The organism is Rhizobium sp. BK491 (assembly GCF_014194925.1).
Classification (GTDB): Bacteria; Pseudomonadota; Alphaproteobacteria; order Rhizobiales; family Rhizobiaceae; genus Rhizobium.
This window is the reverse complement of record NZ_JACIAR010000001.1, coordinates 443248-458438: the sequence shown is the minus strand read 5'-3', so window position 1 is coordinate 458438 and position 15191 is coordinate 443248. Positions and strand designations below refer to the sequence as shown.

Annotated in this window: 11 protein-coding genes; 6 read left to right on the top strand and 5 right to left on the bottom strand. The window is 60.1% G+C overall.

Features of this window, described 5'->3' with window-relative positions:
- Positions 1–57 precede the first annotated feature (57 nt).
- Entirely contained in the window at positions 58–987 is a 930-nt protein-coding gene (locus FHX05_RS02360; RefSeq protein WP_183870556.1) for a flagellar biosynthetic protein FliO, read from the bottom strand.
- 393 nt (positions 988–1380) lie between these two features.
- On the opposite strand from FHX05_RS02360, the gene FHX05_RS02355 reads away from it, so the two are divergent.
- Together FHX05_RS02355 and trpS are read left to right on the top strand one after the other, a co-directional pair.
- A complete protein-coding gene (locus FHX05_RS02355; RefSeq protein ID WP_112606376.1) occupies positions 1381–3999 on the top strand; it encodes a PAS domain-containing sensor histidine kinase in 2619 nt (872 codons plus the stop codon).
- Positions 4000–4225: 226 nt separating this feature from the next.
- Positions 4226–5245, top strand: a complete 1020-nt coding sequence (gene trpS, locus FHX05_RS02350) for a tryptophan--tRNA ligase (protein WP_183870555.1) — start codon at positions 4226–4228, stop codon at positions 5243–5245.
- Between the two features lie 58 nt (positions 5246–5303).
- Here the strand turns inward: trpS and FHX05_RS02345 are convergent, their stop codons facing one another.
- Positions 5304–6230, bottom strand: a complete 927-nt coding sequence (locus FHX05_RS02345) for a pseudouridine-5'-phosphate glycosidase (protein WP_112334725.1) — start codon at positions 6228–6230, stop codon at positions 5304–5306.
- Between the two features lie 46 nt (positions 6231–6276).
- A complete protein-coding gene (locus tag FHX05_RS02340; protein WP_183870554.1) occupies positions 6277–7221 on the bottom strand; it encodes a carbohydrate kinase family protein in 945 nt (314 codons plus the stop codon).
- 239 nt (positions 7222–7460) lie between these two features.
- On the opposite strand from FHX05_RS02340, the gene recA reads away from it, so the two are divergent.
- The 3 genes from recA (at position 7461) to FHX05_RS02325 (ending at position 12369) form a co-directional block, all read left to right on the top strand.
- The gene (gene recA, locus FHX05_RS02335) at positions 7461–8546 is read left to right on the top strand and encodes a recombinase RecA (protein ID WP_183870553.1); all 1086 of its coding nucleotides are present in this window, start codon (positions 7461–7463) and stop codon (positions 8544–8546) included.
- A gap of 174 nt (positions 8547–8720) precedes the next feature.
- Complete coding sequence (gene alaS, locus FHX05_RS02330) at positions 8721–11381, top strand: alanine--tRNA ligase (protein WP_183870552.1); 2661 nt, start codon at positions 8721–8723, stop codon at positions 11379–11381.
- Between the two features lie 136 nt (positions 11382–11517).
- Entirely contained in the window at positions 11518–12369 is an 852-nt protein-coding gene (locus FHX05_RS02325; protein ID WP_183870551.1) for an AraC family transcriptional regulator, read from the top strand.
- A gap of 43 nt (positions 12370–12412) precedes the next feature.
- Here the strand turns inward: FHX05_RS02325 and FHX05_RS02320 are convergent, their stop codons facing one another.
- A complete protein-coding gene (locus FHX05_RS02320) occupies positions 12413–13042 on the bottom strand; it encodes a glutathione S-transferase family protein (RefSeq protein ID WP_112334730.1) in 630 nt (209 codons plus the stop codon).
- A 117-nt stretch (positions 13043–13159) separates the two neighbouring features.
- The gene (locus tag FHX05_RS02315; RefSeq protein WP_112334731.1) at positions 13160–14374 is read right to left on the bottom strand and encodes an NADP-dependent isocitrate dehydrogenase; all 1215 of its coding nucleotides are present in this window, start codon (positions 14372–14374) and stop codon (positions 13160–13162) included.
- A 222-nt stretch (positions 14375–14596) separates the two neighbouring features.
- Here FHX05_RS02315 and FHX05_RS02310 point away from each other — a divergent pair, with 222 nt between their 5' ends.
- Entirely contained in the window at positions 14597–15181 is a 585-nt protein-coding gene (locus tag FHX05_RS02310) for a hypothetical protein (protein WP_183870550.1), read from the top strand.
- Positions 15182–15191 lie beyond the last annotated feature (10 nt).

The following is a 15191-nucleotide window of genomic DNA, read 5'->3' as shown; positions in this document are numbered from 1 at the left end:
ACGATGGAAATCTCCGTCGTGCCTTTTTCAATTCCGGCGTTTCTGAGAGGCCGCACCTTATTTGTCGCGGCTGACGCTCATTTCCCCAAAGATGCGAGCGACTTCCTTCTGAAGAGCGCTGTCCGCTCCGGTCAGCGGAGCGAGCTCCGGTTCGACGCGTTTTGCCGGGCTTGGGATCGTGGATGGTTCAGCATTTGGTTGCTGCTGCACCTGTCGCGGTGCCGGCGCGTTCGGAATGATCCGTTCGGCGGTCAGGTTCTTCGACATTTCCGCTTCCAGAATACGCTGGAAATCATTGCCGGGTTCGACCGATGGCGTCGGTGCAGGGGTAGGCTCGGCTGTTGCCGGGAGTGCGGGAGCCGGTTGTTGCTGAGGCAGGACGACATGTCGGGCAGCGTCCAGTATGTCGGCGGCTTCCGTCTCGCTGATAGTCGGCACCGCCTGGGACGCCGGTTGCTGTGGCCTGACGGCGGCGGGTTGCGGGTGTTCGGCCACCTGCGGTACTGGAGTTGGTTGCGCCGTAGGCTCGAGGCGCGGCTCGTTGCGCAGATAGGCTTCGATCTTGTCCTCAGCGGTTTGCTGGGGCTGCGGAAGCGTTGCGGGAGGAGCTTCCACCGCAGCCGCCTTCTGTTGCTGCGACTGCCTCTCTTCAAATGCCATGGGAATATCGACCGGCGTTGCGGAGGTTCCAGCGCGTGTGGCATCGGAAATGCCCGATTCGATGACGATGTCCGTCGGGCCGCCGATCATGATCAAATGCTCGATCCCATCGCGTCGCACGAGCACGAGACGGCGGCGAGCATCGACGGCGGCGGCATCCAACACCTGCAGGCGAGGCTGACGGTTCTTGCCGCCGCGCACGAAAGGAGAAGGCGCTCGGTTGCGCATGATCCACAGAATGCCGATGAGCACGAGCAGGGCAATGCCAACTCCACCGGCTGCGAGAAAGAAACGGCTGCCATAGGCTCCGGCGATATCGTCCAACATGTCGAGATACTCCGTAATTGTCCCCGATGTTGCGGTTTACAGCGCCGCGCGTCACATGTGACGCGCAAAGGTCGCTGTAGTACTTTAAATCCACTGCATAATTTTATCCTTAAATTGAATCCTGTTTAAGGAATTATGCAGTAGGCGCAACTGCCGCGGGTAATGCTTTGACCGTGACCCTTCTATACGGCGATCATATGAACAGGATTGCGCCGGAGACAAGATGCGATTGCAGGCTGTTGTCTTCTATTGCCTGTGAATTCAAGCCTTTCTGGCCCGGCAAAGCTTTTTGCCGATGACGCAACTTGATAAAGAAGATTCGAAAGGTCCGACTCCGGCGACCCCTAAACGTGTATGACATGTCGCGAGGAGAACGGCCGATACGAGGGGTTCATGACAAAGCAGCGTCCGTCCGACGAGTATAGCGTGCCGCTGGTGGATCGCGGGGTTCGTTCGGGAACCGTGCTGCGCATCATCCTGCTTGCGCTCGTTCTCGTGGCTGCGGCTGCGGCTTTCGTCGTCTTCAAGAACCAGCTCGACAACGAAGCGGTTCTCGGTGGCCTCGGCATTCTCGCCATGGTCGGCATCTTCTTCCTGGTTTCCTCGATCATCGGCTTTGTCGAGGTCATGCCGCAGCCTCAGTCCGACAGTCTGGCCCGGTCCTTCCTCAACAGTCATCCGGACGGAACGCTGATCACGGACGAGAAGGGGCGCATCGTCTATGCGAATGCCGCCTATGGCCGGCTGACCGGGGCGACGAAGGCGACGGAAGTGCAGTCGCTGGAGATGCTGCTGTCGCGAAATCGCGAATCCAACGAGGCTCTCTATCGTCTCGCCAATGGCCTGCGCGATGGCAAGGAAGGATCGGAGGAGTTCCGCCTGCTGAAGCCGCTCGGGCCCGTGGATGGAAGCGGCAATGGGGCGCATTGGTACCGGCTGAAGGCGCGCGTGCTGCCGGCCGAGCAAGGCGCCAACAAGGCACTGCATATCTGGCAGATTACCGACATCACCTCCGAGCGTGATGACCAGGAACGTTTCTTCAAGGAATTGCAGAACGCGATCGACTATCTCGACCATGCGCCGGCCGGCTTCTTTTCCGCGGGGCGCAAGGGCGAGATCTTCTATCTCAATGCGACGCTCGCCGAATGGCTGGGCTTCGATCTGACGAAATTCGTGCCGGGCTCGATGACCATAGGCGATCTTGTGGCCGGCGAGGGGCTGGCGCTGATCCAATCGGTGCAGGCGGAACCGGGTCTCAAGAAGACGGTGACGCTCGATCTCGATCTGCGCCGGTCCAATGGCCAAAGCCTGCCAGTGCAGATCGTCCACAGCGTCACGTCGATGCGCGACGGCGCTCCCGGCGAGAGCCGCACCATCGTCCTGACCCGCCGGAATGGTGCGGATACCGAGCAATCGGCCTCCGCCGCCGCGATGCGCTTCAGCCGCTTCTTCAACAATACGCCGATGGCAATCGCGTCCGTTGACGGCAACGGCCGCATTCTGCGGACGAACGCGCCTTTCCTGAAGCTTTTCTCGGATCTGGTCTCGCGCGACGATATCGAGCGCGGTGCTGCCCTGGAGAGCGTCGTCAACGACAGCGACCGGCCGCAGCTGCAGCAGGCGCTGGCGGCCGCCAAGGACCGGCAGGGCGACATTCCGCCGATCGACTCCCGCAATCCGAAAGACGAAACGCGGCATTTCCGCTTCTACGTCAATGCCGTCATCGACCAGACCGACGAGGCGCCGGAAGAGGCTGCCATCGTCTATGCGGTCGAGGTGACCGAGCAGAAGGCGCTCGAGACCCAGATGGCGCAGACGCAGAAGCTCAATGCTGTCGGCACGCTCGCAGGCGGCATCGCGCATGACTTCAACAACGTTCTGACGGCGATCCTTCTGTCTTCCGACCATCTCCTGCTGCAGGCGCGGCCTTCCGATGCCAGCTTTGCGGATCTGATGGAAATCAAGCGCAATGCCAATCGTGCGGCCGTGTTGGTGCGGCAGTTGCTCGCCTTCTCGCGCAAGCAGACCATGCGGCCGACGATCCTGAACCTGACGGATGTGATCGGCGATCTGCGCATGCTGGTGGACCGGCTGCTATCGGGTACGCATGTCAAACTCGACGTCGATTACGGGCGCGACCTCTGGCCTGTGAAAACCGATCTCTCACAGTTCGAGCAGGTGCTGATCAACCTCTGCGTCAATGCCCGCGATGCCATGCCGGGCGGCGGTACGCTGACGCTGCGCACCCGCAATCTGCGCGCGGCCGATGTCAGCGCCTTCAACTATCCCTACCTTCCGCATGAGGATATGGTGCTCGTCGAGGTCAGCGATACCGGAACCGGTATTGCGCCTGAGATCATGGACAAGATTTTCGAGCCTTTCTTCACGACCAAGGAAGTGGGCAAGGGCACCGGCCTCGGCCTTGCCATGGTTTACGGCATCATCAAGCAATCCGGCGGCTACATCCAGCCGGAATCGGAAGTTGGCAAGGGAACGACCTTCCGCATTTTCCTGCCGCGGCACATCGTGGAAATGCCCTCGGTAACCGAAGCGAAAGTGTCGGAAAGCCGCGATGTTACGGCCATGGACCAGGGTGCGGGTGTCGCCCCTTCTTCGGAAGAACCGGCCGATCTTACAGGCAAGTCCGCTGTCGTGCTGCTTGTCGAGGACGAAGAGGCGGTACGCCGCGGTGGCAAGCGCATGCTTGAGACGCGGGGTTATACCGTCCACGAGGCCGGCTCCGGCGTTGAGGCGCTCGACATCATGGAGGAGCTCGACGGACAGGTCGATGTCGTCGTCTCCGACGTCGTCATGCCCGAGATGGACGGGCCGACGCTGCTGCGCGAATTGCGCAAGAAATATCCGGATCTGAAGTTCATCTTCGTTTCGGGTTATGCCGAGGATGCCTTTGCCCGCAACCTGCCAGCGGACGCGCAATTCGGCTTCCTGCCGAAGCCATTCTCGCTGAAGCAGCTTGCCGTCGTCGTACGCGAGACCCTGGACAAGAATTAAGAAGGAGGCGTTTCGCGCCTCTCCATGTTGCCGATTGAGGCGCAACGGTATAATCAACCGACCATGATCGACCTCGCCAAGCCCGTTTTCCAAATGTGGTGGCGCTCCTTCTAGGAGCGGCAGTCGTCATGTCTTGAAATCGACCCTGCCGCCGTAATCCGGCAGGCATTATACATTTCCGTTTTTCCCTTCCCGATTGCGGCGGCTCCTTTTGCGGAGCAATGAAATGTTTTCCCCTACCGATAATCGTCCCGTCATCCTGACGGGCGACCGGACCACGGGTCCACTCCATCTCGGCCATTATGCCGGGTCGCTGAAAAGCCGCGTTGCACTTCAGCACAGCCATGAGCAATTCCTGCTCTTGGCGGATACGCAGGCACTGACGGACAATGCGCATGATCCCCAGAAAGTGCAGCGCAACGTCCTTGAAGTCGCCACGGACTATCTTGCAGTCGGCATCGATCCGGCGCTGACAACGATCTGCGTTCAATCCGCTTTACCCGCGCTCGCGGAATTGACACTACTCTATCTGAATTTCGTGACTGTCAGTCGCCTGGAGCGCAATCCGACGATCAAGACGGAGATCCAGCTGCGCGGTTTCGAACGCGACGTGCCGGCCGGCTTTCTCTGCTACCCGGTCGCGCAAGCCGCCGATATCACCGCCTTTAAGGCGACCGTCGTTCCCGTCGGCGAGGATCAGGCGCCGTTGATCGAGCAGACAAACGAGATTGTTCGCCGTCTCAACCGGCAGATCGGGCGAGACGTTCTGGTGGAGGCAACAGCGATGGTGCCGGCTATCGGGCGTCTGCCCGGCGTCGACGGCAAGGCGAAGATGAGCAAATCGCAGGGTAATGCGATCCCGCTTTCGGCATCGTCCGATGAGATCAGGGATGCGGTGCGGCGCATGTATACCGATCCGGATCACCTGCGTGTCAGCGATTTCGGCAAGGTCGAGGGAAACATCGTCTTCACCTATTTCGATGCCTTTTGCGAGGATCGGCAATTCGTCGAAGAGATGAAAGAGCATTATCGCCGCGGCGGACTTGGAGACGTCACCTTGAAGAGACATCTCGAGGATGTCCTGCAGGCGCTGCTCGCGCCGATCAGAGAGCGTCGTGCGCTTTATGCTGCTGAACCGGACTATGTGATGGAAGTCTTGCGGGAGGGGACGCGAAAGGCGAGGGAACGGACAGAGGCGACGCTTGCCGAATTAAGGTCAGCGCTGGGTCTGTTCTCTCTCACTTGAAAGAAAGAGAACGGCCGGGCGCTCGCACACCCGGCCGTTCCTGTGACGAGGGCCTTGATTAGTCCGCCAGAGCTACGGCGATTTCCGCGGCCAAACGCGCATTGTTTTCGACAAGCGCGATGTTGGTCTTGAGGCTGCGGCCTTCGGTGATGTCGAAGATCGTGCTCAGCAGATAGGGCGTAACCGCCTTGCCGGTGATCTCGTCGCGCTCGGCGCTGTCGAGGGCCCGCTCGATATAGATTTCCATCTCCTCGCGCGGAATCTCGTCGGCTTCCGGAACCGGATTGGCGATCAGCATGCCGCCATCGATGCCCAGCTGCTCGCGCGTCGTCTGGAAGTTGGCGATGGCCGCCGGGCTGTTCAGCGTCAGCGGGCTTGTCAGGCCGGATGAGCGCGACCAGAAGGCCGGAAACTCGGTGCTGTCGTAGGTGACGACCGGAACGCCGCGGGTTTCGAGCACTTCGAGCGTCTTCGGAATATCGAGGATCGCCTTGGCGCCGGCGCAGACGACGATGACGCCGGTGCGGGACAGCTCTTCAAGATCGGCCGAAATATCGAAACTTTCTTCGGCGCCGCGATGGACGCCCCCGATGCCGCCGGTGGCGAAAACCTTGATGCCGGCGCGGGCGGCCGCGATCATCGTGGCGGCAACGGTGGTCGCGCCCGTGCGGCGTTCGGCGATCGCAAAGGCAATGTCGGCGCGCGAAACCTTCATCGCACCTTCCGTCTTGGCCAATGCTTCCAGCTCTTGCGGCTCCAGGCCGATATGCAACGTGCCATGGATGACAGCGATGGTCGCGGGTACCGCGCCTTCCTGCCGGATGATCGCTTCGACGCTGCGAGCCATCTCGATATTGCCAGGATAGGGCATGCCGTGGGTGATGATCGTCGATTCCAACGCAACGATCGGCGCACCGCGCAGCTTGGCGGCAGCGACTTCCTTCGAATAGGAGATCGGAAGCAGGGGCGAGATAGGCTGGGTCATTGTCGTTTCCAATTCACTGAAACAATATACGCGTTTTGAACAGGCTTCATGACAGAATATCGGCCTCGGGAACAAGGGCCAGCACTGTCTTTAGCAGCTCGGGAGAGAGATTTTCTGCCGTCGCATAGGGGGACTGGACTGTGATTGCCGCCGCTGCCGCGCCATGACGGACGGCTTCTGCGAGATCGTGGCCGGCCATCAGCGCCGCAAGAACGCCGGAGGCAAGCGAGTCTCCCGCACCGGTGACATCGGCGACATCTTCGACGATAGGCGGCTGCAAGCTGACCACGATATCACGCGAGAATGCGATCAGGGGGCGCTTGCCACGCGTGATCACGCCGTTGCGCAGATCGAGCGCGCGCAAAGCGCTCACCCATTCGCGTGGGTCTTCCGGGCGGATTCCAGTCAATGCGGCGGCTTCGGCTTCGTTGAGGAACAGGTGGTCGATGCCGGCAAGGCTCGGCTTTAGCCGCACCACTTTTGCCGGCGAGATGGCGATAGCGGCGACCGGCTTGCCGCATATAGCGGCTCTTGCCGCGATTGCGCCTAAGGTTTCGGCCGGCAGATTGGCGTCGCAGAGAATGAGGTCGGTTTCATCGAAGGCATCGCGAACGGCGCGAATCGCCAGGCGTCGCGGAACGAAGAGCTTGTAGAGCTCCATATCTGCAAGCGCGATGACCAGATTGCCGTCATTCTCAAGGATCGCGGTATAGCTCGGCGTCTTGCGATCGAGGAAGACGAAGGGTTTGTCGTCGATGCCGGCGTGGCTTGCAGCCTCGGCCACCATTTCGCCGGAGGGGTCGCCGCCGCGGGGCGAGATCAGCTTTACGTCGAAGCCGAGGCGGGCGAGATTTCGCGCCGCATTGAAGCCGCCGCCGCCGGGCTCCTCGAACCATGCGCCGGGGTTGCTGGCGCCGGGCGCCGTCTCGCCGAAGATGCGGCCACGCCGGTCTATATGGGCGCCGCCGAGAACGAGAATCTTTTTCGCCATAGGGTTATCCTCGGCAGTCGAAAAGACGAATCGAGCGGGGCGGCGACAGGCGTGAATTGGCCGCCCCATAACCGTAAGTATCTGGGAAGAAAGAAGAAAACAAAAGTAGAACGGAAATCATTTTATCTTTTTCTTTCAATTGCTTGTTGTGCTCTTGCGATAAGAGAACAAATAGAGTACAGAATTCTCATCGGCGGCGACATTGCTAGAGCGGCTTCAATAACCTAAAGGTGGATCGAATGTCTCAGAATTCTTTGCGGCTTGTAGAGGACAAATCGGTGGATAAAAGCAAGGCACTTGAAGCGGCACTCTCTCAAATTGAGCGGTCGTTCGGCAAGGGCTCGATCATGAAGCTCGGCTCCAACGAGAACGTGGTCGAAATCGAAACGGTTTCCACCGGCTCTCTGAGCCTCGATATCGCTCTCGGCATTGGCGGCTTGCCGAAGGGGCGCATCATCGAAATCTACGGGCCGGAAAGCTCTGGTAAGACGACTTTGGCCCTGCAGACCATTGCAGAGGCACAAAAAAAGGGGGGCATCTGCGCCTTTGTGGACGCAGAACATGCGCTGGATCCGGTCTATGCCCGCAAGCTCGGCGTCGACCTGCAGAACCTGTTGATCTCGCAGCCGGATACCGGCGAGCAGGCGCTTGAAATCACCGATACGCTGGTGCGCTCCGGCGCGATCGACGTCCTCGTCGTCGACTCCGTTGCGGCATTGACGCCGCGCGCCGAGATCGAAGGCGAAATGGGCGACAGCCTGCCGGGCCTGCAGGCCCGCCTGATGAGCCAGGCGCTGCGCAAGCTCACGGCTTCCATCTCGAAGTCCAACACCATGGTGATCTTCATCAACCAGATCCGCATGAAGATCGGCGTCATGTTCGGTTCGCCGGAAACGACGACGGGCGGTAACGCGCTGAAGTTCTACGCCTCGGTTCGCCTCGATATCCGCCGCATCGGTGCTGTCAAGGAGCGCGAAGAGGTGATCGGCAACCAGACGCGCGTCAAGGTCGTCAAGAACAAGATGGCGCCTCCCTTCAAGCAGGTCGAATTCGACATCATGTATGGCGAAGGCGTTTCCAAGACCGGCGAACTGGTCGATCTCGGCGTCAAGGCCGGCATCGTCGAAAAGTCCGGCGCCTGGTTTTCCTATAACAGCCAGCGTCTCGGCCAGGGCCGCGAGAACGCGAAAATCTTCCTGCGCGACAATCCGGATCTCTCGCGCGAAATCGAATTGTCGCTGCGCCAGAATGCCGGCCTGATCGCCGATCGCTTCCTGCAGAATGGCGGCCCCGATGCCGATGATGGCGATACCTCTGGCGAATAAAGGCTTCGGGAAGCAATTCCCGACCTAAGATCGAGACCCAAAAGTCGAAACCGGCCGTATTGTCCAAGGGATGTGCGGCCGGTTTTGTTCGTGCGGCTGGACAGCGCCGGGAGCGGACGATAAAAGCCACTGACTTTGATGCAAGTTGCTGAGCGCAGGACTGAAGGGCCCCATATGAGCGGTGTTAATGAAATCCGGTCGACCTTCCTCGACTATTTTAAGAAAAACGGCCACGAGATCGTGCCGTCGAGCCCGCTGGTGCCGCGCAACGATCCGACATTGATGTTCACCAATGCCGGCATGGTGCAGTTCAAGAACGTGTTCACCGGCCTGGAGCAGCGTCCCTATACGACGGCGTCTACCGCGCAGAAATGCGTGCGCGCCGGCGGCAAGCATAACGACCTCGACAATGTCGGCTATACCGCCCGTCATCACACCTTCTTCGAGATGCTCGGCAATTTCTCCTTTGGCGACTATTTCAAGGAGCGCGCCATCGAGCTTGCCTGGAACCTGATCACCAAGGAATTCGGCCTCGATGCCAAGCGCCTGCTGGTCACGGTCTATCACACCGACGACGACGCCTTTAACCTGTGGAAGAAGATTGCCGGCCTTTCCGACGATCGGATTATCCGCATCGCCACCAGCGACAATTTCTGGGCGATGGGCGATACCGGTCCTTGCGGTCCCTGTTCAGAGATTTTCTACGATCACGGCGATCACATCTGGGGTGGCCCTCCCGGCTCTCCGGAAGAAGACGGCGACCGCTTCATCGAGATCTGGAATCTCGTCTTCATGCAGTTCGAGCAGATCACCAAGGAGCAGCGCGTCGACCTGCCGCGTCCGTCGATCGACACCGGCATGGGACTCGAGCGCGTTGCCGCCGTGCTGCAGGGCAAGCATGACAACTACGATATCGACCTGTTCCGCGCGCTGATCGAAGCCTCGGAAGAGGCGACCGGTGTCAAGGCGGAAGGCGAGCATCGCGCCAGCCACCGTGTGATCGCCGATCACCTGCGTTCCTCCGCCTTCCTGATCGCCGATGGCGTGTTGCCGTCGAATGAGGGCCGTGGCTACGTGCTTCGCCGCATCATGCGCCGCGCCATGCGTCACGCGCAGCTGCTCGGCGCCAAGGAACCGTTGATGTGGAAGCTGCTGCCGGCGCTGATCCAGCAGATGGGCCGTGCCTATCCGGAGCTGGTGCGCGCCGAAGCGCTGACCTCCGAGACGCTGAAGCTCGAAGAAACCCGTTTCCGCAAAACGCTGGAACGCGGCCTCTCGCTGCTCAACGATGCCACTTCGGACCTGCATAAGGGCGACAGCTTGGACGGCGAGACCGCCTTCAAGCTCTACGACACTTATGGCTTCCCGCTCGACCTGACGCAGGACGCGCTGCGCGCCCGCGGCATCGGCGTCGATATTTCCAGCTTTACCGATGCCATGGAGCGCCAGAAGGCCGAGGCGCGCTCGCATTGGACCGGCTCCGGCGACAAGGCGACCGAGACCATCTGGTTTGAGCTCAAGGAGAAGAACGGTGCGACCGAATTCTTGGGCTATGACACGGAATCTGCCGAAGGCGTGATTCAGGCGATCGTCAAGGACGGCGTCGCCGTCGATAGCGCTTCCTTCGGCGACAAAGTGCAGATCGTGGTCAACCAGACGCCGTTCTACGGCGAATCCGGTGGCCAGATGGGCGATACCGGCGTGATCTCCAGCGACCATGGCAAGCTCGCCGTCAGCGATACGCAGAAGAAGGGCGAAGGCCTCTTCGTTCACAGCTCCGAAGTTTCGGAAGGCAAGATCAAGGTCGGTGATGCCGTCGTCCTGACGGTCGATCACAACAGGCGCTCGCGCCTGCGCGCCAACCATTCCGCGACCCATCTGCTACACGAAGCACTTCGCGAAGTGCTCGGCACCCATGTCGCGCAAAAGGGCTCGCTGGTCGCGCCGGAGCGCCTGCGTTTCGACGTTTCGCATCCGAAGCCGATGTCGGCTGAGGAGCTGAAGGTCGTCGAAGAGATGGCCAACGAGATCATCCTTCAGAATTCACCCGTTACGACCCGTCTGATGAGCGTCGATGATGCCATTGCAGAAGGCGCGATGGCGCTGTTCGGTGAGAAGTATGGCGATGAAGTCCGCGTCGTGTCGATGGGGCAGGGCGTGCGCGGCGCAAAGTCCGGCAGGCCCTATTCGGTCGAGCTTTGCGGCGGTACGCATGTCTCCGCGACCGGCCAGATCGGTCTCGTGCGCATCCTCGGCGAAAGCGCCGTCGGTGCTGGCGTGCGCCGCATCGAAGCCGTCACAGGTGAATCCGCGCGTGATTATCTCGCCGAGCAGGATGATCGCGTGAAGAGCCTCGCCTCGACGCTGAAAGTCCAGCCGGCCGAAGTGGTTTCGCGTGTCGAATCCCTGATGGACGAGCGCCGCAAGCTCGAGCGCGAACTGGCCGATGCCAAGCGCAAGCTTGCGATGGGCGGCAGCCAAGGCGGCTCCGCCGATGCAGTCCGAGAAGTCAACGGCGTCAAGTTCCTCGGCAAGCCGGTTTCCGGCGTCGATCCCAAGGATCTCAAGGGCATGGCGGATGAAGCCAAGGCAAGCCTCGGCTCCGGCGTCGTGACGCTGATCGGCGTTTCGGATGATGGCAAGGCCAGCGCCGTCGTCGCCGTCACGGAGGATTTGGTTGGCCGCTTCAGCGCCGTCGATCTCGTGCGCGTCGCTTCAGCTGCCCTCGGCGGCAAGGGTGGTGGCGGTCGTCCCGATATGGCGCAGGCCGGAGGCCCGGATGGTGCCAAGGCTGACGAGGCGATCGAGGCGATTGCCGCGGCACTTGCTGGCTAAGACGCTGATTTCGTATTTCTAATTAAAATGGCGGATGCTTCGGTGTCCGCCATTTTTATTTGCACCTCCAACTCCGCAGGATTTGTCAAATCGGGTTATGCTCTTGTCGGGCCGATCGATTTGCAAGGGGTTAGACATGAGTGGTGGAACGGCGTGGACGCTTTACGAGACCCGGCTGCGGCGGGTTTCGGCCTATATCCATGAGCATCTGGATAATGAGCTCGATATGGAAAGGCTTGCCGAAATCGCCTGCATGTCCAGCTATCACTGGCACAGGATCTATCGGGCGATCTATGGCGAGACGGCGGCTGCAACCGTCAAGCGGCTTCGGCTGCATCGTGCCGCCGGCGATCTCGTCAACACCCGTCTATCCGTCAGCGACATTGCAAAGCGGTCGGGCTATCCCAACCTCCAGTCGTTCAACCGCATCTTCAGATCCGTCTACGGCATGCCGCCAGCGCGATATCGGAATGAGGGAAGCCATACGATTTTCGAACCCAGCACCCAAGGAAGGATCACGGTCATGTTCGACGTTACGCTTCGCACCATTTCCCCGATGTCACTGATCGGTGTCGCCCATCGCGGCTCCTATATGCAGATCGGCCAAGCTTTCGAAACACTTTTCGGTACTATCTTCGCCCGCGGCCTTGCCGGGCCGGACATGCGCATGATCGGTATCTATCTCGATGATCCGGATGTGGTGGAAGCGGACAAACTACGCTCCTATGCCTGCGTCACCGCTGGCGAGGCCGTCGTTGCCAATGCTCCGCTGGAGCGGCGTTCGCTCGATGGAGGCGACTATGCCGTGCTGCGCCACAAGGGTCCCTATGCAAACATGCATAAGGCCTATCACTGGCTTTATGCGCAATGGCTGCCGGCTTCCGGGCGGCAACTGCGCGATACCGTCATGTTCGAGGAATATATCAACAATCCGCGCGACGTGCCGCCGACGGAGCTGTTGACCGATATCTATATGCCGCTGCAATAGCGGCATACGAGCGCGATCGAAGATTTCCTCTTAATGCCTTGTATTATCGGGCATTAGCCGGCTTCGGCATGGCGGCATTATCGATCTCGTTGCCGCGGCGGTAAGCGTCGCGATCGCTGACCCGGCTCCAATAGTCGATGAAGGCCGGCCGCTTTTCGATAGTGCCGAAGTTGAGGCCCCAGCCGACATGGGAACCGACATAGACGTCGGCGGCCGTGAAGCGGTCGCCGGCGATGAACGGCGAGGCGGTGACGGCCTGTTCCAGCGTGTCGAAGACATGGTCCAGGCTGCCGCAGCCCGCCATGCGCAGGCGCTCAGCAGGGATTTCGAAGCCGAGTGCGCGGTTGGTGACTGCCATTTCCATCGGGCCGGCAGCGAAAAACATCCAGCGGAAGTAGCGGCCACGCTCGGCCGCCGTCGGGGCAAGGCCTGCCTGTGGGAATGTTTCGGCCAGATAAGCGCAGATAGCCGCACCTTCGGTGACGACGGTGTCGCCGTGCTTGATAGCCGGCACCTTGCCCATGGGATTCACCGACAGATATTCAGGTGCCTTCATTGTCGTACCGAAATCGAGATACTCCGTGCGGTAAGGCTGGCCGATCTCCTCGAGCATCCAGCGTGCGATGCGTCCGCGTGACATCGGATTGGTATAGAAAACGAGTTCTTCAGCCATCTGCCTCTCCCTTTTTGTTGCGCGCATTTTTGCCACTGCTAGGCCGCGGCGGCAAGATTCCGGGCAAAAGAAAACCCGGCACTGAGGCCGGGTTCTCATAGGTTCCGATGCCGGGGCTTAGGCAGCCATGGCCTTCTTGAGGTTTTCGTCGATCTTGTCGAGGAAGGCGGTGGTCGAGAGCCACGGCTGGTCGGGGCCGATCAGCAGCGCCAGGTCCTTGGTCATGTAGCCGGCTTCGACGGTATCGACGCAGACCTTTTCGAGCGTGGACGCGAACTTGGCGAGTTCGGCATTGTCGTCGAGCTTGGCGCGATGAGCGAGGCCGCGGGTCCAGGCGAAGATCGAAGCGATCGAGTTCGTCGAGGTTTCCTGGCCCTTCTGGTGCTGACGGTAGTGGCGGGTCACCGTGCCGTGTGCGGCTTCGGCTTCCACCGTCTTGCCGTCCGGCGTCAGGAGAACCGAGGTCATCAGGCCGAGCGAGCCGAAGCCCTGGGCAACGGTATCGGACTGGACGTCGCCGTCATAGTTCTTGCAGGCCCAGACGTAGCCGCCGGACCACTTCAGGGCCGAGGCGACCATGTCGTCGATCAGGCGGTGCTCGTAGGTGATGCCGACTTCGTCGAACTGAGCCTTGAATTCGTTCTGGTAGACTTCTTCGAAGATGTCCTTGAAGCGGCCGTCATAGGCCTTGAGGATGGTGTTCTTTGTGGAGAGGTAGACCGGCCACTTGCGCATTAGGCCGTACATCATCGAGGCGCGGGCGAATTCGCGGATCGACTCGTCGAGGTTGTACATGGCCATGGCAACACCGGCGCCCGGAGCGTTGAAGACTTCCTTTTCGATGACTTCGCCATCTTCGCCGACAAACTTGATGGTCAGCTTGCCCTTGCCGGGGAATTTGAAGTCGGTCGCGCGATACTGGTCTCCGAAGGCGTGACGGCCGACGACGATCGGCTTGGTCCAGCCGGGAACGAGGCGCGGAACGTTCTTGCAGATGATCGGCTCGCGGAAGATGACGCCGCCGAGGATGTTGCGGATGGTGCCGTTCGGGCTCTTCCACATCTGCTTCAGGTTGAATTCCTTGACGCGATCTTCATCCGGCGTGATCGTCGCGCACTTGATGCCGACACCATGCTTCTTGATGGCGTTGGCGGCGTCGATCGTGACCTGGTCGTTGGTCGCGTCGCGGTTTTCGACCGAGAGGTCGTAGTAGTCGATATCGATGTCGAGGTAGGGGTAGATCAGTTTATCTTTGATAAACTGCCAGATGATGCGAGTCATTTCATCGCCATCGAGATCGGCAACGGGATTTGCGACCTTGATCTTCTTCATACTTCTGCCTCGTTTAAGCTAGTGGGACCGGATGGTCCTGTGGGTAATGTGAAGTCCCGAGGGCTATAGCACCGCAAGCGCGGAACGCAAAGCCGATAGAGCCTTCCGCGTCGCGTTTTTGATCATTCGTGACATCCCGCGCATTTTGCGATCCGGCCATTGCCAAAGCGGTCGATGGGTCTAATGTCGCGCATGTTTTGCCTGTTGCAACGGAATCATATCATGCAGAAATTTGCCGCCTCCGCGATTGCCTTTACGCTTTTCCAGTTTTCATTTGGTGCGCATACCGCGCTTGCTGCCGATGCGACGACGCCGGTCAAGGCCATCATGGATGCGACCGTCTCGAACTGGGCAGGCGGCGACAGCGACTGGCAGGATATTTTCGGCGAGGACAAGCTCAAGGATATCTACAGCAAGGACTTTGGAGCGAAATACGAGGCGGCGGCGCAGTTTCCTGCCGCCGACGAGGATGGTATCTCGCCTTTCGACTACGATGTCATCGTCAATGCGCAGGACGCGTGTCCGCTGGAGGATGTGAAGATTGCAGCCCAGCCACCAAAGAACAATGTGACGGAAGTGCTGGCGACCTTCAAGAAATTAACCTGCATGGGCTCCGACGCCGATTATCAGAAGGTGACGACGGTTCGCTTCGAGGTCATCGAGGAGGGCGGACGGCCTGTGGTGGATGATATTGTCACCAACGACGACAACGGCAATCCGAGCTCGCTCAAGAGCGTGATGGTTGATCTCGTCAAACAGCAGCAGCAACCGCCTTCCAATCAGCAGAAGTCGGCCAATCCGCAATAATCGGGAGGGC